Origin of the sequence: Enterococcus sp. AZ011, assembly GCF_050548355.1 — a bacterium.
GTDB classification, from domain to species: Bacteria; Bacillota; Bacilli; order Lactobacillales; family Enterococcaceae; genus Enterococcus; species Enterococcus faecalis.
The window spans coordinates 1221297-1247881 of sequence record NZ_CP172959.1; the positions used below are offsets into that span (position 1 = coordinate 1221297).

Genomic DNA, 26585 nt, shown 5'->3' on the forward strand with positions numbered 1-26585 from the left:
GAGGTGAGTCAATGCTTAAGAGAAACCAACCAATGTTATTAGAGAGAATGGGAAAAATGCAATCTGCGACCGATGTTGCTGAGTATTGTAAATACGATGGATTTGATGGTTTAAAAAGAGCAATTTCACTATCGGATGAAGAAATTTTAAACGAACTGGATGTTGCTCACTTAAGAGGTCGCGGTGGAGCAGCCTATCCTTTAGGAAAAAAATGGCGCCATCTTTATCATGCAAAAGGAACCACAAAGTACATTGTTTGTAATGCTGATGAAGGCGAACCAGGGACCTTTAAGGATAAAGTACTTTTATCTGAAGATCCATTGAGTGTGATTGAAGGAATGATCATTGCTGGCTATTTATTTTCAGCAAAAGCAGGTTATATTTATATGCGAGGAGAATATCGCAGAATCCAAAAAACATTTCAAGAAGCACTGGATAATGCACGACAAGCTGGCTTTTTAGGGGAAAACATTTTAGGAATTGAAGGATTCAATTATGATATTACGATTATTTCTGGTGCTGGCGCCTATATTTGTGGGGAAAATTCAGCACTTTTAAATTCAATTGAAGGAAAAACGGGGCGGCCGCGTGTCAAACCACCACACTTAGCAGATGTTGGTTTATATTTGCAACCAACATTAGTAAATAATGTTGAATCATTTGCAAGTGTTCCTGTAATTTTACGAGAAGGTGGACAAGCCTTTTTAGAGATGGGTACTGCCGATGGTGGCGGAACAAAGCTAATTTGTTTGTCTGGACATATTAAAAATCGGGGCTTATACGAGGTCAACCTTGGAACACCATTAGAAGAAATAATTTATGGCGAGCAATACGGCGGAGGCTCTGCAACTGGTCGAGCATTAAAATTTATTCATTTCGGTGGACAATCCGGTCCAATTGGTGCTGTTGCAACGTTAAGGGATTGTTTGTATTCCTACGAAGATTTATGGGCCCATGACTTATCTGTCGGCTCTGGCGCAATTGTAGTAATGGATGATTCAGTCAATGTTGTGGACTATTTAGTACACGTGGCGGCCTTTTTTGCTCATGAGTCCTGTGGTAAATGCACCCCTTGTCGATTGGGAACAACTAGGATTTTGGAATTATTGAGTAAATTCAATCGGAACGAGGCAACAGCTAGTGATTTGCCACGATTGGAAAAGATGCTCACACATGTCACGCGATTATCAGCTTGTGGTTTGGGCCAATCCGTCGCAAATCCAATGAAGAGTGCATTGGCTTTGTTTCCAGAAGAATTTGAAACGACTGCTGAAACAGAAATCTATGCCACTAGCAAAGGAGGTTGGTAAAAATGAAAACAAAGTTGCATACGCAAACAGTTACATTGTCTATTGATAACCAAGAAGTAACTGTGCCTAAAGGGACTACCATTCTCGAAGCAGCGAAAGGGCTAGGTGTTGAAATTCCAACGCTCTGTCATTTAAAGGAATTAGCACCTGATGGTTCTTGTCGGATGTGCGTGGTTGAGGTGGAAGGCGGCCGACGTGGTGGCTTAACAACTGCTTGTACGGCACATTGTCAAGAGGACATGGTTGTGTCAACACATTCTGAAAAAGTTGCTGATTCCAGACGTTTTATTCTTGATTTATTATTGAGTAATCATAAATTAGAATGTTTTTCTTGTGGAAAAAACGGGGATTGTCAATTACAACAGTATGCGCTAGATTATGGGATTGATGCCACTAGCTTTACCGAGGGAAAAAGAATGCCTTGCCATCAAGAAGATACCAGTAATCCATTTTTCTCTTATGATCCAGAAAAGTGTATCATGTGTCGTCGTTGTGCCCGTGTCTGTCAATTGCGGCAGGGAAGAGATGTACTTAGTATTGCTAATCGTGGCTTTGAAACAAAAATGATGCCAAGTTATGGGCAGGCGTTTGATCAATCTATCTGTGAATCATGTGGCAATTGTGTCTCTTCCTGTCCTACAGGTGCGTTAACAGCAAAAGATACAAAAGAGTACCGCAAATGGGAAACCCAGAAAATTCCTACAACTTGTCCGCATTGTGGGACAGGCTGTCAGATGAATTTACTCGTTAAAAATAATCGTTTGGTGGGTGTTGAACCCCTGGATGGACCAGCTAATAAAAATTTACTTTGTGTGAAAGGAAAATTTGCTTCATATAAATTTGTTGGGTCAGGAGATCGCTTAACGGAGCCATTAATTAAACGGAATGGGATTTTTGAACCTGCTTCTTGGGAAGAAGCCTTAACGCTTGTTTCGTCAAAATTTAACGAAATTAAAGCAGAAAACGGTCCGGATGCTCTTGCTGGTTTTTCGTGCTCTAGAGCGACAAATGAAGATAATTATGTCTTTCAAAAAATGGTGCGTGCTGCTTTTGGTACCAATAATGTTGATAACTGTGCCCGTGTTTGTCATTCGGCTTCGGTCCATGGTTTAGCCCAAACCTTAGGCTCTGGTGCGATGACTAATCCTATTGCTGATATCACTGAAGATGTCGACATGATTTTATTAGTAGGTTCCAATCCAGAAGAAGCTCATCCAGTTATTGGTGCGCAAATTCGCCAAGCCATCCAAAGAGGAACGCAAGTTGTTGTTGTTGATCCGCGGAAAATTAACTTAGTGAAGGATAGTGCGCTGCATTTACAAGTTCAGGCGGGAACGAATGTCGCATTTGCTAATGGCATGATGCATGTGATTTTGAAAGAAGGTTTAGCAGATCGCCATTTTATTGAAGAACGGACAGAAGGATTTTTAGATTTAGAAAAAATGGTGGCTGATTATACGCCGGAAAAAGTCGCAGAAATTTGTCATATTCATCCAGAAGATTTAATTCAAGCAGCACGCATGTATGCAAAAGCAGAGAAAGCACCAATCATTTATTGTTTAGGCGTAACGGAACATTCGACAGGAACTGAGGGTGTTATGAGTATGTCTAATTTGGCAATGTTGGTTGGTAAAGTTGGAAAACCAGGCTGTGGTGTCAATCCTTTGCGAGGTCAAAATAATGTTCAAGGTGCTTGCGATATGGGCTGTATGCCTTATGATTTCCCAGGCTATCAAAAAGTCAACAATCCAGAAGTAATCGACAAATTTGAAAAAGCTTGGCATGTGCCGTTAAATCGAAACACAGGTTTAACTTCTACTAAAGTCTTACCAGCAGCAACGGCAGGAAACGTCAAAGGCCTTTATATTTTTGGAGAAGATCCAATTGTTACGGATCCAGACACAGGACATGTTCGTCAAGCTTTAGAAAGTTTAGACTTTTTAGTTGTTCAAGAATTATTTATGACAGAAACGGCTGCTTATGCAGATGTCGTTTTACCAGGCATCAGTTATGCAGAAAAAGACGGGACATTTACAAATACAGAACGGCGCGTGCAAAGAGTCCGTAAAGCTGTTGAACCAAGAGGACAAGCGCGAGAAGACTATGAAATTTTTTGTGAAGTCATGACACGAATGGGCTATCCTTGTGCGTATGAATCTGCAAAAGAAATTATGAAAGAAATTTCAGCTGTGACGCCTTCGTTTGGTGGAATTAATTATGAACGTTTAGAGAAGGAGAGCTTACAATGGCCTTGTCGGAGCTTGACAGATCCAGGTACGCCGATTATGCATGTGGGCAGTTTTGCTCGTGGGAAAGGTTTATTTAAAGCAATTCCGTATAAGCAAGCCCAAGAATTACCAGATGAAGAGTACCCGTATTTAATGTCGACAGGCCGAATGCTTTACCATTACAATACCCGAGCAATGACAGGACGAACGGAAGGGATTAACCAAATAGCGAATCACTCTTATATTGAGATAAATGCAGTCGATGCACAAGTTCTGGGAATCCAAGAAGGTGACAAAGTTGAAGTTCATTCTCGACGTGGCAAAATTGAAACCTATGCGGCTGTCGGAAATCGAGTATTTCCGCAAGAAGTCTTTATGACATTCCATTTTCCAGATGGGAATGTTAACGAAATCACCAATGCTGTATTTGATGATATCGCCACAATTCCTGAATATAAAGTTTGTGCCGTTGCGATTAAACCAGTGAATAAATAAAAAAGGATGGTTAAAACATGATCGAGTTGGAAGAAGCACGAGAGAAAATGACCCAACATATGAAGAGTCAATGTGAAACAGAAGAAGTGGCGCTGCTTGATTCCTTGGGACGGATTAGCGGAGAAACCATTTTTGCAGAGACAGCGATTCCTCATTTTCCTCGTGCCGGGATGGATGGGTATGCCGTTCGTGCAGTAGAAACACGAGGTGCGACTGCTGAAAGCCCAAGTTGTTTAAAAGTCGTCGGTTCTTTAGTGGCAGGGGATTCCATGTTTTATTGTAATCAGACGAATAACTGTGCGATTAAAATAACAACAGGTGCTTTTATTCCAACCGATTTTGATGCTGTAGTGCCACAAGAATGGACGGATTTTGGGCAAGACCATGTTAAAATTTTTCGCTCTGTCACTGCGGGCCAAAACTATGCGGAAATTGGAGAAGATATTGCTTTTCAGCAAAAAATTTTAGCAAAACATCAACAGATTAATAGTCGCATGATTGGTTTGTTGGCAATGCAAGGGATTGATAAAGTTGTTGTTTTGAAGCGCATGAAGGTGGGGATTTTAGCGACCGGTAGTGAGTTAGTTTCTTTGGAAGAACCACTGTCAGTTGGGAAAATTTATAATAGTAATCTCTACATGTTAGCAGCTTTTGTCAAAGCGAGTGGTAATGAAGTAATCCACCTAGACCATTGTTCAGATGACCCTGAAGAATTAGCGAAGAGGCTGATTGAGATTTCACCAAAACTTGATGTATTAATTACTTGTGGTGGTGTTTCGGTAGGTGAAAAGGACAATTTACCTTTAGCAATTAAACGTATCGGAGGAACAGAGTTGTTTCATTTTGTAAATATGAAACCTGGAACCCCAGTTATGGGAAGTCAATTTCAAGAAACACTCATTTTAAGCGTTTCAGGCAATCCGTTTGCGGCAATGGTTAATTTACATCTTTTTTACTGGACATTATTAGCTACTTTTTTTAATTGTGTCGAGTTAAATCTAAAGGAACGAACAGTAATTTTAGCGCATGAATTAGCCCCCAGTAGACTACGTCGATTTTACCGAGCGAAAGAAATAGATGGCACAGTAAATTTAGTGACAAAAAGTCATCTTTCATCCAATTTATCAAATACTTTAGAAACAAATTGCCTGCTAGAACAACCAGCTGGTGTACTACTCAAAAAAGGCGCGCTTGTAAAAGTCTATTATTGGCAGACTTGATGACAACCTGACCTAAGATTAGTATGAAAGTAAGAGCCTGGAACAAAAATCACTTTGGATTTTTGTTCCAGGCTTAAAAATTGATAAACGGCGGGAACAGAAGCAACACTACGCGTTGCTCCGATCTCAACAACTTCTAAGGTGTTTTCTCGACATGCGTCTCGTCACAGTACAGCCTTCAAAAGAGCTACAGCTCTAAGAGTTGCGATGTTTCACTGTGAAGCATGAACAGATGAAATCATCGTACCTACTTGGTGAAGGTCCTTCGGAAATAAGCCGAAATTGTTGAGAATCACGAAGAACGTAGTGATTCGATGATGAACAATACCTACTTCGCAGAGCTCCGATCTCATCAATCTCTAAGTGATAAATCACTAAGAATTGAAGGACTTGGTCTCCAAAAATTAAAGAACACCGGGTCCTTCAATTCTAGCATGTTCCATGCGTAGAAATTGATGCGAACGAAACGGAGTGTAGTGTATCATGCAACATCAACTCGTTCCTCGTTGTGTTTTATGACAATTTTCGGAAATTTCTTCTTATTGCTGAGAAACACTATTTGCAAAGCAAATAGATGTTGAACAGTACCTACTTGGTTCTCGGAGTTAAGCACTTCTGTCCCGACCTCTTATTACTTATCAAGTTTTAAGACTAAGACAAAAGTCTGGTCAGGCTAAGCGAAGCACGTAATTTTTGTCGCTTAACTTTTTTAACTTCGATTTATCGCTAAAAAAAATTATGGATGCCAGATTGTTTTTTTGATGCAAGAGTGATACACTTGAAAAAGAAGTATTGTGTAAACGTTAACAAATGTCAAATGTGAGGTGGAGAAATGGTTCAAAGTAAGGAATTTACGCACTTGAATACACAAGGAGAAGTGCATATGGTTGATATTTCGGAAAAAAATGACACTGAAAGAACAGCCCTCGCTTATGGAGAAATTCACATGTTGGAAGCGACAGCAGAAGCGATTCAGACCCAAATGATTAAAAAAGGTGAAGTATTACAGGTAGCAAGAGTAGCTGGGATTACCGCCGCAAAACGAACGTTTGAATGGATTCCTTTGTGTCATTTGGTTGCTTTGACAAAGTGTGAAATTCAGTTTGATTGGCGCAATCAAACTTGTTTAGAAGTACGTTGCTTTACAAAAACAGTGGGTTCAACTGGCGTTGAAATGGAAGCGCTAACAGGTGTGCAGGCAGCACTCTTAACAATTTATGACATGTGTAAAGCAATTGATCGAGGAATGACAATGACAAACATTGGTTTATTAGAGAAAAATGGGGGACGTAGTGGTCATTTCATTCGTTCTTCAATTAAATCAAAGGAAAGTGATGAGTGAACAGCATGAAAGATGCATTTAACCGTGAAATTGATTATGTTCGTTTGTCTTTAACAGATCGTTGTGACTTACGTTGCACGTATTGCATGCCAGCAACAGGTCTTTGCTTTTTAAAAAAAGAGCAGCTTCTAACAGATGATGAGATTATTTTTTTATTGAGGATATTAGCGAAAGAAGGCATCAAAAAAGTTAAATTAACAGGTGGTGAACCGCTTGTTAGACCAAATTTACTCTCTTTAATTAAAAGGATAAAGCAAATCTCAGGCATCGAAAAAGTAACCTTAACGACTAATGGCATGACGTTAGCTCGTGAGGCTCAAGGATTAAAAGAGGCGGGCTTGGACGGCATTAATATTAGCTTAGACACTTTGGATCCAGAAGAATTTCGTGAAATAACAAGAGTTGGTCAGTTAAGGAATGTTCTGGCGGGCTTAGAACAAGCGATTGATGTGGGACTAGCTAATATCAAAATTAATACTGTAGCTAGGAAAGAGATAAGTGAAGCAACAATTGTAGAACTGGCTGAAATCGCTAAGAAAGAGACTGTGCATCTTCGTTTCATTGAAATGATGCCAATTGGATTAGGGAAGGAGCATCCAGGTAAGCAACAAGAAGAAGTAGAAGCCATTTTAACCAAACATTATGGAACGTTGCAACCATACAAAAAACCATTGGGCAATGGCCCTGCTAGTTATTACGCCTTAAAAGATTTTAAAGGAAAAATAGGTTTTATTAGTGCATTAGGGCATTGTTTTTGCGAGACGTGTAATCGAATTCGAATTACTGCAGACGGCCATTTAAAAACGTGCCTGCATTCTGCAGACGGCTACTCGTTAAAGGAAGCTTTAGCTATGGAACAAACAGCAGAATTGTTAGGGATTATCAAGAGTGGCATTGCCTGTAAGCCTGAAAAACATCTTTTCTTGGAACAACAAGGAGAACAACGATTTATGTCACAAATAGGAGGGTAAGTATGAAAACAGGAGAAATTATTGCAATAAATATTAGCCCGCGAAGAGGCACACAGAAAAAGGAAATTCCTGAAGTCAACTTAATTAAAGGTTTCGGATTAGAAAATGATGCGCACGGCGGTAATTGGCATCGACAAGTCAGTTTGTTATCTTTTGAAGAAATAACGGCTTTCAATGAAAAAGGAGCTCGGGTTGGCAATGGTGCTTTTGGGGAAAATATAATCGTATCAGGGATTGATTTACGTCAATTACCTGTTGGAACGAAAATGAAAATAGGCGATTCCGAATTGGTGGTTACTCAAATTGGGAAAGAGTGCCATAAACACTGTCAGATTTACGCGCGAGTGGGCGATTGCATCATGCCTAGAGAAGGAATCTTTGCAGTTGTTGTGACAGAAGGTCATATTAAAAAAGGAGACCAGTTAGACGTTGTTTAAAGTGGGCATTGTAACATTAAGTGATCGTTGCTTTCAAGGGCTTGCTGTCGACCAATCGGGTCCCTTGATTCGTGAACAGTTACCTGCGCTCTACCAGGTAACCAAACAAACCATTTTACCAGATGAAGAAAATCAATTAGTAGATCTATTGCAAGAGTGGTCTAAGACCTGTGATTTGATTTTAACGACAGGCGGCACAGGGTTGAGTGAACGGGATCGGACCCCAGAAGCTACCTTACGTGTAGCAGAGCGAATCATTCCTGGGATCAGTGAGGGCTTGCGTCAACTTAGCTTGGAAAAAACACCATTTGCTATGTTAAGTCGAGGCGTTTCTGTTCAAAGAGGACGCACGCTCATTGTTAATTTGCCTGGTAGCCCGAAAAGTGTAACAGAACATTTGCATTTTTTGTTGCCTGTTTTGCCCCACGCTTTGGATTTAATCACAAATAAAAAAATCATACATGATGAGGAATAAACCATGAAAACAATTCGAACAGAAGAGGCAGTTGGCCTTCCATTGAGTCATGATATTACGCGAATTGACTATGGGAAGACCAAGGAAGTGTGTTTTAAAAAAGGACATATAGTTGTTCAAGAAGATATTCCAATTCTTTTATCATTAGGGAAAAAACATCTGTTTATTTCCTTGGATCCAGCAGAAATACATGAAGAAGAGGCAGCGACATTTTTGTATAACCTGTTAACAGATGACTCATGTCAGCCGAGTGAAGTCCATGAAGGAAAAATTGTTGCTAAAGCTAGCACGAGAGGTCTTTTAAAAGTCAATCGAGAAAAATTAATTGCTTTAAATGAAATTGAAGGTCTCGCCTTGTCAACTAAAGTTACCAATATAGAAGTTCAGAAAGATGAAAAAGTTGCAGCCTTTCGAGTGATTCCACTAACAATTTCTAAAAGCCAATTAGAAAAGGCATGCCAGTTCAGCACGTCTGAGCCACTAATCTCTGTGAAACCTTTCAAAAAAATACGGGTCGGGATTGTAACTACTGGCAGTGAAGTTTACACAGGATTGGTTGAGGATGCTTTTTACCCTGTGTTAAAAGCCAAGTTCTCCGCGTATCCTTTAGTTACGATTGTCAAGCAAGAAATTGTCGATGATCAGCCGCAAAAAATTACTGTTGCGATCAAAAAGATGTTAGCACAAGGGCTTGATCTGATTGTTTGTACAGGTGGTATGAGTGTAGATCCTGATGATTTGACACCGTTAGCAATTAAGCAGACAGGTGCTGAAATCGTAACCCATGGGACACCAGTCTTACCAGGCTCAATGTTTTTGCTGGCTTATAAAGGAGAGCAAACGATCATTGGCTTACCAGGTGGTGTTTTATTTTCAGAAAAAACGGTTTTTGATTTGTTGTTACCAAGATTAATGGCCAAAGAAGTGATTAAAAAATCTGAAATTATTGACTTGAGTTATGGCGGGTATTTATAAAAGAAAAGAGGCGTTCAAATGTCTAAACAAAAAAAGACTGTGTTCTTGCTTAGTTTATTCAGTTTAGTTGTCCTAATTGCTGCATGTACAAATCAGCCGCAAAAAGAAACAGTTTCAACAAAAAAAGAAGAAATAACCCTTGCGGCAGCAGCTAGCTTAGAATCAGTCATGGAGAAGAAAATTATTCCAGCCTTTGAAAAAGAGCATCCAGATATTCAGGTAACTGGAACCTATGATAGTTCTGGAAAATTACAGATGCAAATTGAAAAAGGCCTAAAAGCCGATGTATTTTTCTCGGCTTCGACAAAACAAATGAATGCATTGGTTGCAGAAAAACTAATTAATAAGAAAAGTGTCGTTCCTTTATTGGAAAACCAGCTTGTTCTTATTGTGCCTAACCAAGATCAAGCAAAGTGGCATGATTTTTCTGATTTAAAAAAAGCCCAAATGATAGCAATTGGTGATCCTGCGAGTGTTCCAGCTGGTCAATATGCCGAAGAAGGCTTAAAAGCTTTAGGTGCTTGGTCCTATGTAGAAAAACACGCAAGCTTTGGCACGAATGTAACAGAAGTCCTTGAATGGGTAGCGAATGCAAGTGCAGAAGCTGGCTTGGTTTATGCGACAGATGCAGCAACCAATTCAAAAGTAGCGATTGTTGCGGCCATGCCTGAAGCTGCTTTGAAAAAGCCAATTATCTATCCAGTTGGTAAAGTTGCCGCCTCTAAGAAACAAAAATCAGCAGATGCTTTTTTAAATTTTTTACAGAGTCAACAATGCAGAAAATATTTTGAAAGTATTGGCTTTAAGTTAACAAAGTAGGTGGGAAAATGGATGTTCGACCAATTCTTTTATCTTTTCAGACAGCAATAATCGCCATTTTATTTACTTTTGTTTTAGGAACAGGCGTTGCGTATATTGTTTTTCGTTTGAAAAATCGTAAATTAAAAATTCTTTTGAATAGTTTATTTACGTTGCCATTAGTTTTACCGCCGACTGTTTTTGGTTTTTTTCTCTTAACTATTTTTGGTGTTCAGCAACCAGTAGGCCAGTTTTTACTTGATTTTTTTGCCATTCAAGTTGTTTTTTCATGGCCAGCTACGGTTATTGCTGCCGTTGCTGTTTCATTTCCTTTAATGTATCGTTCAGCCTTAACGGCGTTTGAACAAATGGATAGTGAGTTGTTGGCGGTGGCCCAGACACTCGGGTTTTCGGAAAGTCGATATTTTAGAAAAATTGCGTTACCTTTGTCGATGAACGGTCTCTTGGCCGGTGGCGTGTTAGCCTTTGCCCGCGGGTTAGGCGAATTTGGAGCGACGACAATGTTAGCAGGGAATATTGCTGGCAAAACAAGAACGCTTCCTTTAGCTATCTACTCTGCTGTAGCAAGTGGGGATTGGCGTTTAGCCAATCAATATGTTGTGATTATGTTATTACTTTGCCTGATTATTTTATTTTTTACGGAATTTTTTAGTCAGCGCGCTTGGAGAAGATCGGAATGAGATTAATTGTTGATATTCAAAAAGAATTGAAAAGTCATACTTTGCAAATTCAGTTTGAAACAAAGACGCAAACAACAGGAATTTTAGGTGCTTCTGGTTGTGGCAAGAGTATGTTATTAAAATGTATTGCGGGTGTTGAGACTGCGGATAAAGGTCAGATTGTTTTAAATGATCAAGTCTTATTCGATGCTGAACAAAAGATCAATTTGTCGCCGCAACAACGAAAAATTGGTCTTTTGTTTCAACAGTATGCGTTGTTTCCTCATTTATCGGTAGTAGAAAATCTGACGTGCGTGACAAAAGATTTACAATTGGTCACTCAATTGCTTGCATCTTTTCACTTAACTAAAGTCCAACAACAATATCCTAGTCAACTTTCTGGAGGACAAAGACAGCGAGTGGCTTTTGCGCGAATGCTAGCGGCTCAGCCGGCTTACCTGTTATTAGATGAGCCATTTTCCGCATTAGATGCACCCTTAAAGGAAGAGCTGCAAATTGAACTTCAACAGCGATTAAGTAATTTAAATCAACATGCCTTAATTGTGAGTCATAGTTTAGATGAACTGTATAAGTTATGTCAGAGTTTAGTGATAATCACAAAAAACCAAACACTTTTTGGTGCAACAAATCAATTATTTAACCAACCTCAAACGATTGAAGCAGCTAAACTCACTGGTTGTAAAAATATTTGGCCTGTCAAACGCATAGATGCGCACAGAGTCCAAGTGATTGGCTGGCAACAAACACTAATGGTTACACAAGAAGTTCCTATTTCTTGTCATTCTATAGGTATTCGGGCCCATGATTTCACAACAGAACCGCAGGCAACCAATCAAATCGAAGTGCATCACTTACAAACATTGTCAGCACCTTTTGAACAAAGTGCTTGGTTTCAACACCAACAAACCAAAATTTGGTGGAAAGGCAGCAATAGACTCAATCCGAAAGTTATTACTCAGTTATCCATTCCACCTACAGCAATTATGCCATTATGTCTATAAAATAGAAAAAGATTACGTGAAGCGGTTGACATATGATTGTATCTTCATTTATAATAGATTCATGAAAGGTTATTCATGTAAACGGAATAATCGCTATTATATAGGGAGTGAAGGTGTTTAAATGCAAAAGAGTTATAAACTAGAAGGACTTGATTGTGCAAGTTGTGCAGATAAAATTGAAAAATCTGTCCAAAAAATTCACGGAGTAGAAAAAGCGCGTGTGGACTTCATGGCTGAAAAGATGACACTGGAAGTTGAATCAGGACATGATTTAGAAGTCGAAAATGAAGCGCGTGCAGTGATTGGTAAGTTAGAACCAGATGTCAAAGTTATTTCTTTAAAAGATGTCAAAGAAGAAGAGGGACGTAATCCCAATAAGAATCGCTTAATTCGTATCATTATTGCATTTGTTTTATTTTTAGCACTTATTATCATTAAGCCAAGTAATAATTGGGTTGCTTTGGCGTCTTATTTAGTCGTTTATGTCTTAATTGGTGGCGACATTGTCAAACGAGCGGTAACGAATATTTTTCGTGGGGAAGTGTTTGATGAAAATTTCTTAATGTCTGTGGCAACGATTGGGGCATTCTTTATTGGGGAATATCCCGAAGCTGTGGCAGTAATGTTATTCTACCAAGTCGGCGAATGGTTCCAAAGTGCTGCAGTTGATCAATCCAGAAAATCAATTGCCAAATTAATGGATATTCGTCCAGATTCAGCAAATCTTTTAGTAAATGGACAAATAAAAGCGGTCGCTCCAGATACAATTGAAATTGGACAACAAATATTAGTGAAACCAGGTGAAAAAGTTCCATTAGATGGTCAAATTATTGATGGATCAAGCATGGTAGATACCTCTGCGTTAACTGGTGAATCCGTTCCAAGAACGGTCAAAGTCGGCGATGAAATCTTAGGTGGTTTTATCAATAAAAATGGGGCCTTGACCATTAATGTTACGAAAAAATTTGGGGATTCAACAGTTAGCAAAATTTTAGATTTAGTTGAAAATGCTAGCAGTAAAAAAGCCCCTGCAGAAAACTTTATTTCTAAATTTGCTCGTTACTATACACCAGTTGTCGTTGTTTTAGCTGTCTTATTGGCAGTGATTCCACCATTTATTTTCCCTGATACTTCTATTAATGAATGGGTTTATCGGGCATTAACGTTCTTGGTTATTTCTTGTCCATGTGCCTTAGTCATTTCTGTTCCTTTAAGTTTCTTCGGTGGAATTGGCGGAGCCAGCAAACTAGGTGTTTTAATTAAAGGAAGCAACTATTTAGAAATTTTAGCGAATACGGAAACGATTGTTTTTGATAAAACTGGTACGCTAACAAAAGGAAATTTCGTGGTTCAAAACATAACTAGTGTTGTTTTACCTGAAGAAGAGTTGTTGCGTTTAACAGCAACAGCAGAACAATTATCCACTCATCCTATTGCTATTTCTATTAAAGAAAGCTATGGCAAAGAAACTGTTCCAGCAACAGCAATTGAAGAGGTTGCCGGACACGGTATCAAAGCCACAATTGAAGGCAAAACAGTTTTAGTCGGTAATGCGAAGTTAATGAGACAATTTGGTATCGAAGCACCAGAAGTGAAGGAAGCGGGAACTTTAATTTTTGTCGCTATTGATAATCAATTTGCAGGCTATTTAGTGATTGCGGATCAATTGAAACCAGACGCCATTTCAGCAATAAAAGAATTAAAGGCTGAAGGGGTCAAACAAACTGTTATGCTGACTGGAGACAATCAACAAGTTGCAGAAGCTATTGCAAAAGAAGTTGGTGTTGACAAAGTTTATGCAGAACTTTTACCAGATGGCAAAGTGGATCGTTTAGAAGAGTTGTTAAAAGCATCTTCACCTAAAAACAAAGTTGCCTTTGTTGGTGACGGCATGAATGATGCACCTGTTTTAGCCCGGGCTGATGTTGGGATTGCCATGGGTGGTTTAGGAAGTGACGCGGCAATTGAAGCAGCTGATGTGGTGATTATGAATGATGAACCAAGTCGTATCGCCTCTGCGATTAAATTATCAAGAAAAACATTGAGAATTGTTAAACAAAACATTATCTTTGCGATTGCTGTTAAAATCATTGTTTTGGTACTAGGTGCATTAGGCTTGGCTTCAATGCAAGCAGCAGTGTTTGCTGATGTTGGTGTAACTATTATCGCTGTTTTAAATGCTATGCGTTGTTTACGTGTAGAAAAGATGAAAGATAATAACTAAGCCTTAAAAAGTACAGCTGAAACAAACATTTTTAGCTGATTATCAGAGTTTGAGCGTGGGACAAAAATCACTTTGACTTTTTGTTCCACGCTTTTTCTCCTACACAATTTCTATTCGTTCTTAAATTGCCAGAGTTCTTGTAAAGAAATCTTTAAATTTTTCGCTTTGTGGCATATAATAAGAGAGAATTTGTACGAAAATTGCGCTTCGCTTTTTTTTCATGGTACAATAAGCAAGAATGGATTGATTTACAGGAGGGAACCTCAACATGGCATCAAATGAAAAAACACGATATAAAGCAATCATTGCAGACCATACGTATACAATTATTGGCCAAGAGTCAAAACAACATATGGATTTAGTCACAAAAATTGTCAACGAACAACTGGCGGAAATTAAACATCTTTCTCCGCAAACTGATACGGAACAAGCTTCTGTTTTATTAGCAATTAATGCAATTTCAGATCAACTAAAAAAACAAGAATATGCTTTAAAATTGGAAAAACAAGTAGCAGATTTAAAACAGAAAACCATTCGTTTGGCTGAATTAGAGAATCGTGTGCGCCGAATGGAAATTATCGAAGAAGAAGCACGGGATGTTTTGAAAAAGAATGGACAAGAAGATGTAGAAATTCATAATCATGTGGAAGCCCAACAAATTTTGAATGAAAATCGAAAACAGCAGATTCAAAATAAAGGTGTTTCGGAGTAGTTCCTGAAAGGATGACAAGATGTTAACAATACTTATTTTATTACTTTTAGCCTTTGGATTTTATACAGGAGCTAAACGAGGCTTGATTTTACAAGTGCTCTATTCGGTAGGTTACTTAATTTCATATTTTGTTGCTCGAACCTATTACAAAGAGGTCGCTTCTCATTTAGAATTGTATATTCCATATCCATCGGTTACGCCAACGTCAAAGCTTGTCTTTTTTAATCAAGAGATTTCTTTAGACTTGGACAAAGCCTTTTATTCAGCGGTTGCGTTTTTATTATTGCTGTTTGCAGGCTGGTTGGTCGTTCGTTTTTTAGCTATCTTTTTACATGGATTAACATTTATTCCAGTTTTGAAACAGGTAAATGGACTATTAGGTGGCGTATTAAGTGTTCTTGTGTTATACGTGGGTCTTTTTCTAGTGTTAGCTACGGCGTCAATGATTCCGTCAGATATTGTCCAAAATCAGTTTCGGTCAAGTGGCTTGGCACGAGGCATTGTAAAAAATACCCCAATTCTAACAAAACAAGCATATGAATTATGGGTTGAACCAATTACGAAATAAAGCTGAATGGGACTGAGATAGAGATAAGAAGTAAGTGAGCAAAGCGAAACTTCTTATGTTATGTCTCAGTCTTTTCAACAAATGAAAAAGTTAGAAAAGTAGGTGGAAAAATGAATCAGCGTATTCTATCAACATTAGGGTTTGATAAAGTAAAACAACAGTTGTTGCAATTTATTGTGACAGCTCAGGGGACAAACGAAGTTTCGGAATTATTACCGATTGCTGATGAAAATAAAATTCAATCATGGCTAAATGAAACACAGGATGGTTTAAAAGTTCAACGATTACGTGGTGGAATCCCCATTCCTAAATTAGAAAATATCCAACCACACATGAAACGGATTGAAATTGGTGCGGATTTAAATGGCATAGAATTAGCACAAGTAGGCCGTGTCTTGTCGACTACTTCAGAACTGACTCGTTTTTTTGATGAGTTAAGTGAAAATGAAGTTGATTTTGAACGTTTATATATGTGGCGAGAGCAACTAGAAGTTTTGCCTGAATTAAATCGCCAACTCAAACAAGCCATTGATGATGATGGCTACGTCACAGATGAAGCTTCGCCAGCCTTAAAGGCAATTCGGCAAAATATTCGACGTAGTGAGCAGACCATTCGAGAAGAACTAGATAGTATTATTCGTGGGAAAAACGCACGTTACCTTAGTGATGCCCTTGTTACTATGCGAAATGAACGCTACGTGATTCCAGTCAAACAAGAATATAAAAATATTTTTGGTGGCGTGGTTCACGACCAAAGTGCTTCAGGACAAACCTTATTTATTGAACCTAAACAAATTTTAGAAATGAATAATCGTTTGCGACAACAACAAATTGCCGAAAGAAATGAGATTACTCGCATCTTGGCAGAACTGTCGGCTGAGTTGGTCCCTTATCGCCGAGAAATTACGCATAATGCTTATGTCATCGGTAAACTTGATTTTATTAATGCTAAGGCGCGACTAGGAAAAGAACTAAAAGCAGTTGTTCCAGAAATTAGTCAAGCAAATCATGTAGTTTTTAAACAAGCCCGGCACCCACTATTGGATCCAGAAAAAGCTGTAGCCAATGACATTGTGATTGGAGAAGAATATCAAGCAATTGTGATTACAGGGCCTAATACCGGCGGGAAAACCATTACTCTGAAAACGTTAGGTCTTTTACAATTAATGGGCCAAGCTGGATTACCTATTCCAGTGGAAGAAGAGAGTAAAATGGGTATTTTTACAGAAGTATTTGCGGATATCGGGGATGAACAATCGATTGAACAAAGTCTAAGTACTTTCTCTTCACATATGACGAATATCGTGTCTGTCTTAAAGAAAGTCGATCATCAAAGTTTAGTACTATTTGATGAATTAGGTGCTGGGACAGATCCGCAAGAAGGGGCCGCTTTAGCGATTGCCATTTTAGATTCATTGGGTGCTAAAGGAGCCTATGTGATGGCAACAACCCATTATCCTGAATTAAAAGTGTATGGCTATAATCGAGCTGGAACAATCAATGCCAGTATGGAATTTGATGTAGATACTTTGAGTCCAACCTATCGTTTATTAATTGGCGTGCCTGGCCGAAGTAATGCTTTTGAAATTTCGAAACGTCTTGGATTAGACAACAGTATTATTGAAGCTGCAAAACAAATAATGGACGGTGAAAGTCAAGATTTAAACGAAATGATTGAAGACTTGGAAAACCGTCGCAAAATGGCCGAAACTGAATATTTAGAAGCTCGCCACTATGTCGATGAATCGGCCGCTTTGCATAAGGAACTGAAAGAAGCCTATCAAGTATTTTTTGAAGAACGAGAAAAAGAATTACAAAAAGCGCGGAAAGAAGCAAATAAAATTATTGCAGAAGCGGAAGAAAACGCAGAAACCATTATTTCTGATATTCGCAAAATGCAATTGGAAAGCGGCCAACAAGGTGGTGTCAAAGAACATCAGTTAATTGATGCGAAAACACAACTTTCTCAATTACACCACGAAGAAACTAAGCTTGCTAAAAACAAAGTGCTGAAGAAGGCGAAAGAGCAGAAAAAATTAAAAGCTGGCGATGAAGTAATTGTCAATACCTACGGCCAACGAGGGACCTTATTAAAAGACAACGGCAAAGGACAATGGCAAGTCCAATTAGGCATTTTAAAAATGAACGTATCTGAAGAGGATATGACGCCTGTCGCTCCACAAAAAGAAGCAAAACCAAGAGTTACAACGGTTCGTTCTGCAGAAAGCAGTCATGTTAGCACACAACTAGACTTACGTGGCAAACGCTACGAAGAAGCATTGGCAGAAGTTGACCAATACATTGATGCTGCGATTCTAGCGGGCTATCCACAAGTAACCATTGTTCACGGCAAAGGAACAGGTGCATTAAGAACCGGAATAACGGAATTTTTAAAACATCACCGTAGTGTGAAAAGCTATGAATTTGCGCCACAAAACCAAGGTGGTAATGGTGCGACTGTCGTGAAATTCCAATAAATAAGGACTTACAATAAGTAAGCAGAACACTCGCTATCTTAGAGATGACGTGTTATACTAAGCATGTAATAAGAGTAAAGAGTAGGAGGTTTGTGAAATGACACAAGCAATTACCGATAAAGATTTTGCAACAGAAACAGATGAAGGATTAGTCTTAATCGACTTTTGGGCAACTTGGTGTGGCCCTTGTCGTATGCAAGCACCCATCTTAGAACAATTATCTGAAGAATATGATGAAGACGAAGTAAAAATCGTCAAAATGGATGTGGATGAAAATCCTGCAACACCAGCAAGTTTTGGAATCATGAGCATCCCAACATTGCTATTGAAAAAAGATGGCGAAGTTGTTGAAAAAGCAGTCGGTGTTCATACAAAAGACCAATTGCAAGCAATGATTGCCAAACACTTATAAACGTTGATTAGTCATTACGAATAGTTTGATTCAGTCTGAAGAGAAATCATTAGCGATTGTCTTTTCAGGCTGTTTCTTTCGTACATAAAGTAGCGGCTTTTTTTGTTTAATTACAAAAAGAGGTGTATAATAGATGAAGCATTTTGTTAGAAAGGAAGTATCGTATGAACGAACGAATAAAAAATAAATTAGCACTGCTTCCTGATCAACCTGGTTGTTATTTAATGAAAGATAAAAACGGCACGATTATCTATGTTGGGAAAGCCAAAATTTTGAAAAACCGTGTCCGGTCTTATTTTCGTGGTAGCCATGATACTAAGACAGAACGATTAGTCAGTGAAATCGATGATTTTGAATATATTGTGACAGAATCAAATATTGAAGCACTTTTATTAGAAATTAATTTAATCCATAAAAATAATCCCAAATATAACATCATGTTAAAAGACGATAAAACCTATCCTTTTATCAAAATCACAAACGAAAAATATCCTCGTTTAATGATTACTCGAAAGGTTTTAAAAGACAAAGCGTTATATTTCGGGCCATATCCAGATGTAAATGCAGCGAATGAAACAAAGAAACTGTTAGATCGGCTTTTTCCTTTGCGAAAATGTAATCCATCGCAAAAAACACCTTGTTTGTATTATCATTTAGGACAATGTCTGTGTCCCTATGCTTTTGATGTGGATCCGCAAGTCTACAAAGATATGGTGGAAGAGATTAAAGGGTTTCTCTCTGGTGGACATACAGAAATTCAGGACCGCTTACAAGAAAAAATGGCTTATGCAGCTGCACATATGGAATTTGAAAAAGCTGCAGAATTTCGCGATCAAATTAAAGCGATTGAAACAGTTATGACCCGCCAAAAAATGACGAATGTAGATTTAATTGATCGTGATGTGTTTGGTTATGCTGTTGATAAAGGCTGGATGTGTGTCCAAGTATTCTTTGTCAGACAAGGAAAATTAATCGAACGTGATGTATCGATTTTTCCATTTTATGATGATGCCAGTGAAGCATTTTTAACTTTTATTGGACAATTTTATCAAGAGAATGAGCATTTTGTGCCAAAAGAAGTCTTGATTCCTGATGACATTGATAAAGAAAGCGTTGAAGCTTTATTAGCTACGAAAATCTTGCAGCCGCAACGGGGAGAAAAGAAAAAACTGGTTAAATTAGCCAGTAAAAATGCTGCAGTTGCTTTAAATGAAAAATTCGATTTGATTGTACGGAAACAAGAACGAACAATTGGTGCAGTTGAAAAATTAGGCAATGCGATGAACATACCTGCGCCCATTCGAATTGAAGCATTTGATAATTCAAATATTATGGGAACCAACCCTGTTTCTGCGATGGTTGTGTTTATTGACGGACGGCCAGCTAAAAATGAGTATCGAAAATATAAAATAAAAACTGTCCAAGGTCCTGATGATTACGCTTCTATGAGAGAAGTCATTTATCGCAGATATTCACGAGTTTTAAAAGAAGGCTTGCCTTTTCCTGATTTAATTTTAATCGATGGTGGTAAAGGTCAAGTCGATGTTGCCAAAGATGTGTTAGCCAATCAACTAGGAGTCGATATTCCTGTAGCTGGATTAGCCAAGAACGACAAGCACAAAACGAGTGAACTTTTATTTGGTCCAGACTTAGAAGTTGTACCATTGGAAAGAAACTCACAAGAATTTTTCTTGTTGCAACGAATCCAAGATGAAGTCCATCGTTTCGCCATCACATTCCATCGTCAATTACGTAGTAAAAATAGTTTTGCTTCCAAATTAGATAACATTGAAGGCTTGGGACCGAAACGCAAAAAAAATCTTTTAAAAGAATTTAAATCGCTTAAAAATATTACGGCAGCCAGTGTTGAAGAATTAAGAAAAGCTGGGTTACCTGAAACTGTCGCAAAGAATGTGTATCGTCATTTGCATCAAGAAACAACCTCTGAGATAGAAAAATAAATGAAAACAAGCCAGAGGTCGGGACAGAAACGTTTAGCTCCGAGAACCAAGTAGGTACTGTTCAACATCTATTTGCTTTGCAAATAGTGTTTCTCAGCAATAAGAAGGAATTTCCGAAAATTGTCATAAAACACAACGAGGAACGAGTTGATGTTGCATGATACACTACACTCCGTTTCGTTCGCATCAATTCCTAAGCATGGAACATGCTAGAATTGAAGGACCCGGTGCTCTTTAATTTTTGGAGACCAAGTAGGTATTGTTCATCATCGAATCACTACGTTCTTCGTGATTCTCAACAATTTCGGCTTATTTCCGAAGGACCTTCACCAAGTAGGTACGATGATTTCATCTGTTCATGCTTCACACTGAAACATCGCAACTCTTAGAGCTGTAGCTCTTTTGAAGGCTGTACTGTGACGAGACGCATGTCGAGAAAACACCTTAGAAGTTGTTGAGATCGGAGCAACGCGTAGTGTTGGTTCTGTTCCCGCCGTTTGTAAGGTTTTAAGCCTGGGACAAAAATCCAAAGTGATTTTTGTCCCAGGCTCTGTTTTTTTTATTCAATTTTTTCATGAAAAGTTGAACTCTCAAGAAAATATGATAACGATTTCTTTCGTGATATACTAAAACTAACTTAAAAGAGAGGACGTCTGATCATGAAAATACTAACACCCGTTTATCAAATAAAATTTAAAAAAGTACCAAATCAATTACTGATTGATGAGCGTTTGATGAATGAATTGGGTACGTGGTTGAATCGTACAGGTCGAATTTGGGCCTGTCAATCATCAAAATCGGCAAAGGAATTTAAAAATACATTTTATGAAAGCACAGGCTTGACCGCAAATGAAGTGCATATTTCTGCCGAGACGGATGGCCTTTTTCGTTTAGCAGAAAATAAAGCGTCTGATTAAAGTGCAACATCTTTCCATAACAATTGTCATTGACAAGCCAACACAGGAAAGATACGATATGAGTAACTAAACAGCGGTTTAGAAAAAGTGAAGGGGGCGTTTATGTGTTAGAGGTAAAAGAGTTAGTCAAAACCTTTGGGGATTTTAAAGCAGTTGATCATGTATCCTTTACGATACCGGACGGGAAAATTTTAGGATTAATTGGCCAAAATGGTGCCGGGAAAACAACTACGTTTCGCTTGATTTTAAATTTTTTAACACAAGATAGCGGGTCAGTTTTATGGAATGGTCAACCATTAAACGAAAAAGAGTACAATATTATTGGTTATTTACCAGAAGAACGGGGTTTATATCCTAAAATTACGATTGAAGACCAACTAATTTATTTCGCTTCGTTGCGGGGAAAAACTAAAAAAGAAATTGAACCTAAAATTGACTTTTGGATGGAAAAATTTCAAGTTAAAGGCAAAAAAACGGATAAAGTTAAATCTTTATCAAAAGGAAATCAACAAAAAGTTCAATTGATTGCGACACTTATTCATGAACCGAAGTTAATTATTTTAGACGAACCATTCAGTGGCTTGGATCCAGTTAATGCAGAATTATTAAAAGACGGCATTATTGAATTGAAAAATCAAGGTTCTTGTGTCATTTTTTCCAGTCATAATATGGACAATGTGGAGAAAATCTGTGACCATTTAGTCATGTTAAAAAATGGACGCATGGTTTTAGATGGTCAGGTTCATGAAATTCGACAACAATTTGGTCGAACAAAATTATTTTTAGAATCACCGTTATCTGTTGAGGAAGTTGCTGCTACAGCAGGTGTGAAAGAAGCACACTTGCGACAAGATGGCGTCTTAGAAGCGACATTAGAAAACGCTGAAGTGGGCAAAGTGTTGTTTGATAAAGCGACAGCCAACGGCTACATTCCAATGTTTAATCAACAACCACCAACATTGGAAGAAATTTTCAAAATGAAAGTAGGTGGGCAAGATGAGTAAATTTTGGATTATTGCGACTGATGTCTATAAGAAAAATGTGAAGTCGCTGTCTTTCTTAATCATGATTTTAGCGCCATTTCTTCTTGTAGGAATTGTTTACTTAGCGGGCTCTCTAGCTAGCGGTTTTTCAGGAGATACTACCATTGGTCTGGTTTCGGAAAACCAAGCGCTGGTTAAAGAGTTGACAAAGAATAAAACAGAGGACTTTTCTTTCAAAGCTGTTTCTTCTGAGAAAAAGGCCCAAGAACAATTAAAAGACGAGAAAATTGATGCCTATTTACTTTTGGACACTACAGATAATCAGATTTCTGGTCAGCTTTACTCTGAACGCTCTTTAGGAAATGCAACCGAGATGCTAATTCCTCAAATGTTAAACCAATTACAAACAATGGCGAATGCCAATCGTTTAAACCTAACAGCTGAGCAAGTTGCCATGTTGAATCAACAAGCAACATTTAAAAAAGCCAAAATTAGTTTTGATGAAAATGGCAAAATAAAAACAGGAGAAGATAACACAGGGATTCAAATGGCGTTAGCAATGGGGATAACAATTTTGTTATTTGTCTTCATCAGCAGTTATTCTTCAATTATTGCCCAAGAGATTGCTTCTGAAAAAGGCACTAGAATCATGGAAGTTATTCTCTCTAGTACAAAAGCGCAAACCCATTTTTATGGCAAATTAACTGGGGTTATTCTAGTAGCTTTAACACAAATTTTCATTTACGGAGTGGCGTTTGTTCTCGGCTATTCTCAATTGAAAAATCTTGATTTTATGAAAAGTCTATTAAGTGGTATTTCACCACAAAGTATTTTTTCATCAACCTTTATTTTTACATTAGGCTTTTTCATTATTGGTATTCTCGTTTTTGCTGTTTTGGCAGCACTTTGTGGTTCTCTTGTTTCCAAACCAGAGGATACAGCAAAAGCAGTTCAGCCCATCATGTATATTGGTTTAATCGGTTATATGATTGGCATTACGTTTGGAACGAATGATCCACAAAATATCGTGGTGAAAGTAACTTCCTTTATTCCGCTGATTTCGTCATACATTATGCCAGTACGCTTGGCGACCGAAACGGCATCAACAATGGAAGCAATTGTCTCATTAGTGATTTTGGCAGTCTTTGGAATTATTTTAACAATCTTCTCTGCTCGTTTATACAAATCAAACGTTCTTGTATACAGCGAAGGCGGCATGATTCAATCCTTAAAACAGTCAATTTCTATTTTAAAAAATGAACAAAAGCATAAATAATTTTTGTTTAACTCTAAAAGGACCAGGTAAATCAGTCAAAGTGACTGATCTGCCGGGTCTTTTTTAGGCACCGTTCGTCGTTCAACTAGACGAACGGTTAATTTTTTTTCAGGAATGTTCGTCTGATTTAATTGGTTGTATAGGTAAATAAATGAGTTTTCGGCTTGATACTGAATCGCATAATCAACAGTCGTAATATGCATCAACTCACTGACATAACTATTATCAAAGCCAATGACAGCGACATCGCGAGGAACGGCATAATTTAGATTTTCAAGTTCTGAAATAAACTCAGCTGCTACGTGATCATTATAAAAGGCCAAAGCTTCTGGCTTGTCGGTTAATTGTTGCCAGTAATGGGCAATTTTGCGACCAGAATGGTTAGTATACTGATCATTAATCAGCCACTCAGCTTGCCAAGGTGCCTGAGTGTTTTCATAAAAATCTTTCATTGCACGTTTTCGTGCGTGCGTGTTTAAATTTTCGGGATTACCGAGGACATGACCAATTTTTTGGTATCCTTGTTGTTGTAAATATTCTAAGGAACGATAATAACCAGAGTAATGATCAATGTAGGAAGAGTATATATTAGGTGAATCGATACGATGCCAGGTTGCTAAAGGACCATACGCGCTGTAAGGCTCAATCACCGACCATTCATTTGTTCGTGTCAATAAAAACAAGCCATCTAATTGTTTGTATTTTAATTGGTTCAAGGCATCAATTTCTTTCTGCTGATCGCCATCTGTAAAAAATAAGGTTACGGAATAATTGTATTTTTTGGCAATTGAAATAAAGCGATTCAAGAAAATACCTAAGGAACCTAAATAGCTAGGGGCTAAAAAGCCAATGGTTTTTGTGGCACCTGCTCGTAAATTCCGCGCCACATAATTCGGGGTATAATTTAATTCTTTCATTGCTTTGAGAATTTTTTCTTGACTATCGGCACTCACATATCCTTTTCCAGAAATTAAGCGAGAAACAGTCGATTTCGAGACACCGGCAACTTTTGCTACATCAATGATAGACGTCATTTTTTACCTCCAAAGTGGAATGTATTCTTATAAGAAGTATAGCATACATTTTTTTGAAAATAGTGCTTGACATGGGAACATTCCCATAATTTATCCTAAATATGTAAACGATAACAATTTGATCAAGGAGGAAGAAGACGGATGACAAGAGGAGCATTAAAAATTGCAACAATTGGTGGCGGTTCTAGTTATACACCTGAATTAATTGAAGGATACATTAAAAGAAAAGATGAACTGCCAATTAAGGAAATTTGGTTAGTCGATATTGAAGCTGGTAAAGAAAAATTGGAAATCGTTGGTGCAATGGCGAAGCGCATGATTAAAGCTGCTGGTTTAGATTGGGAAGTTCATTTAACATTGGACCGTGAAGCAGCCTTAAAAGGGGCGGATTTTGTTTCAACACAGTTCCGTGTAGGATTATTAGATGCTCGCATTAAAGATGAACGGATTCCTTTGTCCCATGGAGTATTAGGCCAAGAAACAAATGGCGCGGGAGGAATGTTTAAAGCATTTCGAACAATTCCTGTCATTTTAGCTATTATTGACGATATGAAACGTCTTTGCCCAGATGCTTGGTTAGTGAATTTTACTAATCCCGCTGGAATGGTTACGGAAGCTGCAATTAAACATGGCGGTTGGAAAAAAACAGTTGGCTTATGTAATGTGCCGATTGGTCATAGAAAACAAGCGGCCGAAATGCTGGGAATTCCAGAAGAAGACTTATTCTTTAAATTTGCTGGAATTAATCATTTCCATTGGCACCGCGTTTGGGACAAAGAAGGACAAGAGCGAACACAAGAACTCATTGATTTAATTTACGGACCTAAGCAAGAGCAAGAAAGTCATTTGAAAAATATTTTTGATGCGCCGTTCCATTATGAACAGTTAAAAGATTTAGGAATGTTACCATGTGGTTATCATCGCTATTATTATATTGAAGATGAGATGTTGAAGCATTCCATCGAAGAGTATGAACGGGGCGAAACAAGAGCACAAGTGGTTAAAGAAACGGAAGGTCGTTTGTTTGAATTGTATAAAGATCCCAAACTAGATTACAAACCAAAAGAATTAGAAGAACGGGGCGGCACACACTATAGCGATGCAGCTTGTGAAATGATCGCATCAATTTATAATGATAAACGAACGGATATGGTTGTTTCTACTGAAAATAATGGGACAATTACTGATTTACCGTATGATTGTGTTGTAGAAGTATCTGGACCTGTAACAGCACATGGCCATGAACCTTACAACTGGGGGGCCTTTCCACCAGCAGCACGAGGAATTATTCAAAATATGAAAGCTATGGAAGAAACGGTTATTCGAGCAGCCATCAATGGTGATTACGGCGCAGCATTGCATGCTTTCACTATTAATCCATTAGTTCCTGGCGGCGTCATGGCGAAGACCTTGTTGGACGAATTATTAATTGCCCACAAAGCACATTTACCGAATTTTGCAGATGCGATTAATAAAATTGAAAAAACACAACCAGAAACAGTCACATATGTGGCCGAATTAATGAAAAGTAATTAAAAAATATCGCACGCTAAAGATTCGTTTAGTGTGCGATACTTTTTTTAGAATAGGAAGCAAAGGATTCCGTTTTTTTCTTGACAGTAAAATGATAGGTTTGTTGCCGGAACAGCCACTGAATACCAGAGTAAATTAAAATTTCAGCAATAATAAACGTCGAAAGTTTCTGTGCGGAAAGGAATAATAGCGTTAAAATTAAAAATAAGACGACACAGGTATAAAAAACATGTTGCAATTTTTTAGAATTGATAATCGTGATTTCTTTGGTATCTTCAGTAACTTCAATGCGCCGATAAAATTGGAACCAGCCTTCATAGAACGTTAAAACATCTCCAGGATCAGCCTCAATTTCAATAGGTACATTAGTAAAAAGTTTCCCTTGATGCACACCATTTTTATAAAATGTAAAATAGCGTAACGCGCCCCAAGCTGATGTTTTTCGTGTCAATGTAATCTTCATGGTTTTCACCTCCGTCTTTATTTTGCCATAGTTTCGGTAAAATTGTATCCTACTAAAGTCCGATTCTCTCAT

Annotated in this window: 23 protein-coding genes; 21 read left to right on the forward strand and 2 right to left on the reverse strand. The window is 38.1% G+C overall.

The genetic code is table 11. The features are described 5' to 3' along the window. Positions 1–11 precede the first annotated feature (11 nt). The 20 genes from IGL36_RS05945 (at position 12) to IGL36_RS06040 (ending at position 23483) form a co-directional block, all read left to right on the forward strand. On the forward strand, positions 12–1310 hold the full coding sequence (locus IGL36_RS05945) for a complex I 51 kDa subunit family protein (RefSeq protein WP_002363880.1): 1299 nt from the start codon (positions 12–14) through the stop codon (positions 1308–1310). Positions 1311–1312: 2 nt separating this feature from the next. Then, on the forward strand, positions 1313–4033 hold the full coding sequence (fdhF, locus tag IGL36_RS05950; protein ID WP_002398251.1) for a formate dehydrogenase subunit alpha: 2721 nt from the start codon (positions 1313–1315) through the stop codon (positions 4031–4033). Between the two features lie 17 nt (positions 4034–4050). Continuing rightward, a complete protein-coding gene (locus IGL36_RS05955) occupies positions 4051–5253 on the forward strand; it encodes a molybdopterin molybdotransferase MoeA (RefSeq protein WP_002398252.1) in 1203 nt (400 codons plus the stop codon). 832 nt (positions 5254–6085) lie between these two features. Beyond that, positions 6086–6595, forward strand: a complete 510-nt coding sequence (moaC, locus tag IGL36_RS05960) for a cyclic pyranopterin monophosphate synthase MoaC (RefSeq protein ID WP_002366623.1) — start codon at positions 6086–6088, stop codon at positions 6593–6595. After that, a complete protein-coding gene (gene moaA / locus IGL36_RS05965) occupies positions 6592–7566 on the forward strand; it encodes a GTP 3',8-cyclase MoaA (protein ID WP_078122359.1) in 975 nt (324 codons plus the stop codon). Before moaC ends, moaA begins: the two co-directional genes overlap by 4 nt. Positions 7567–7568: 2 nt before the next feature. After that, on the forward strand, positions 7569–8003 hold the full coding sequence (locus tag IGL36_RS05970; protein WP_002357714.1) for an MOSC domain-containing protein: 435 nt from the start codon (positions 7569–7571) through the stop codon (positions 8001–8003). Further along, positions 7996–8478 (forward strand): MogA/MoaB family molybdenum cofactor biosynthesis protein, encoded by a 483-nt coding sequence (locus IGL36_RS05975; protein WP_002398255.1) that lies wholly within the window; start codon positions 7996–7998, stop codon positions 8476–8478. The genes IGL36_RS05970 and IGL36_RS05975 overlap by 8 nt, the downstream gene beginning before the upstream one ends. 3 nt (positions 8479–8481) lie before the next feature. Next, entirely contained in the window at positions 8482–9453 is a 972-nt protein-coding gene (locus tag IGL36_RS05980) for a molybdopterin-binding protein (protein WP_002398257.1), read from the forward strand. 18 nt (positions 9454–9471) lie between these two features. Then, positions 9472–10272, forward strand: coding sequence for a molybdate ABC transporter substrate-binding protein (modA, locus tag IGL36_RS05985; RefSeq protein WP_289861570.1), 801 nt, complete (start codon positions 9472–9474; stop codon positions 10270–10272). A gap of 8 nt (positions 10273–10280) precedes the next feature. Next, positions 10281–10952, forward strand: a complete 672-nt coding sequence (gene modB, locus IGL36_RS05990) for a molybdate ABC transporter permease subunit (protein ID WP_002357709.1) — start codon at positions 10281–10283, stop codon at positions 10950–10952. Continuing rightward, entirely contained in the window at positions 10949–11953 is a 1005-nt protein-coding gene (locus IGL36_RS05995) for an ATP-binding cassette domain-containing protein (protein ID WP_002398259.1), read from the forward strand. The genes modB and IGL36_RS05995 overlap by 4 nt, the downstream gene beginning before the upstream one ends. A gap of 121 nt (positions 11954–12074) precedes the next feature. Beyond that, complete coding sequence (locus tag IGL36_RS06000) at positions 12075–14177, forward strand: heavy metal translocating P-type ATPase (RefSeq protein ID WP_002398260.1); 2103 nt, start codon at positions 12075–12077, stop codon at positions 14175–14177. 268 nt (positions 14178–14445) lie between these two features. Beyond that, positions 14446–14889 carry a cell division protein ZapA gene (gene zapA / locus IGL36_RS06005; protein ID WP_002357706.1) on the forward strand — a complete coding sequence of 148 codons (444 nt, stop codon included), beginning with the start codon at positions 14446–14448 and terminating at the stop codon, positions 14887–14889. A 19-nt stretch (positions 14890–14908) separates the two neighbouring features. Continuing rightward, the gene (locus IGL36_RS06010) at positions 14909–15457 is read left to right on the forward strand and encodes a CvpA family protein (protein WP_002357705.1); all 549 of its coding nucleotides are present in this window, start codon (positions 14909–14911) and stop codon (positions 15455–15457) included. Between the two features lie 110 nt (positions 15458–15567). Next, entirely contained in the window at positions 15568–17934 is a 2367-nt protein-coding gene (locus tag IGL36_RS06015) for an endonuclease MutS2 (protein ID WP_002398262.1), read from the forward strand. 97 nt (positions 17935–18031) lie between these two features. Continuing rightward, positions 18032–18346: a thioredoxin gene (gene trxA / locus IGL36_RS06020; protein ID WP_002357703.1), complete on the forward strand. Its 315-nt coding sequence runs from the start codon at positions 18032–18034 to the stop codon at positions 18344–18346. 164 nt (positions 18347–18510) lie between these two features. Further along, positions 18511–20307 carry an excinuclease ABC subunit UvrC gene (uvrC, locus tag IGL36_RS06025; RefSeq protein WP_002398263.1) on the forward strand — a complete coding sequence of 599 codons (1797 nt, stop codon included), beginning with the start codon at positions 18511–18513 and terminating at the stop codon, positions 20305–20307. Positions 20308–20966: 659 nt separating this feature from the next. Beyond that, positions 20967–21224, forward strand: coding sequence for a DUF3884 family protein (locus IGL36_RS06030; RefSeq protein WP_002369461.1), 258 nt, complete (start codon positions 20967–20969; stop codon positions 21222–21224). Between the two features lie 104 nt (positions 21225–21328). Continuing rightward, positions 21329–22228, forward strand: coding sequence for an ABC transporter ATP-binding protein (locus IGL36_RS06035; RefSeq protein ID WP_002357699.1), 900 nt, complete (start codon positions 21329–21331; stop codon positions 22226–22228). After that, complete coding sequence (locus IGL36_RS06040) at positions 22221–23483, forward strand: ABC transporter permease (RefSeq protein WP_002357698.1); 1263 nt, start codon at positions 22221–22223, stop codon at positions 23481–23483. The genes IGL36_RS06035 and IGL36_RS06040 overlap by 8 nt, the downstream gene beginning before the upstream one ends. A gap of 35 nt (positions 23484–23518) precedes the next feature. On the opposite strand, the gene IGL36_RS06045 is transcribed toward IGL36_RS06040, so the two are convergent. Further along, positions 23519–24517, reverse strand: a complete 999-nt coding sequence (locus tag IGL36_RS06045) for a LacI family DNA-binding transcriptional regulator (protein ID WP_002363900.1) — start codon at positions 24515–24517, stop codon at positions 23519–23521. Between the two features lie 141 nt (positions 24518–24658). Here IGL36_RS06045 and IGL36_RS06050 point away from each other — a divergent pair, with 141 nt between their 5' ends. After that, a complete protein-coding gene (locus tag IGL36_RS06050) occupies positions 24659–26053 on the forward strand; it encodes a 6-phospho-beta-glucosidase (protein ID WP_002398264.1) in 1395 nt (464 codons plus the stop codon). Between the two features lie 25 nt (positions 26054–26078). Here the strand turns inward: IGL36_RS06050 and IGL36_RS06055 are convergent, their stop codons facing one another. Then, positions 26079–26585, reverse strand: a complete 507-nt coding sequence (locus tag IGL36_RS06055) for a hypothetical protein (protein ID WP_002357693.1) — start codon at positions 26583–26585, stop codon at positions 26079–26081.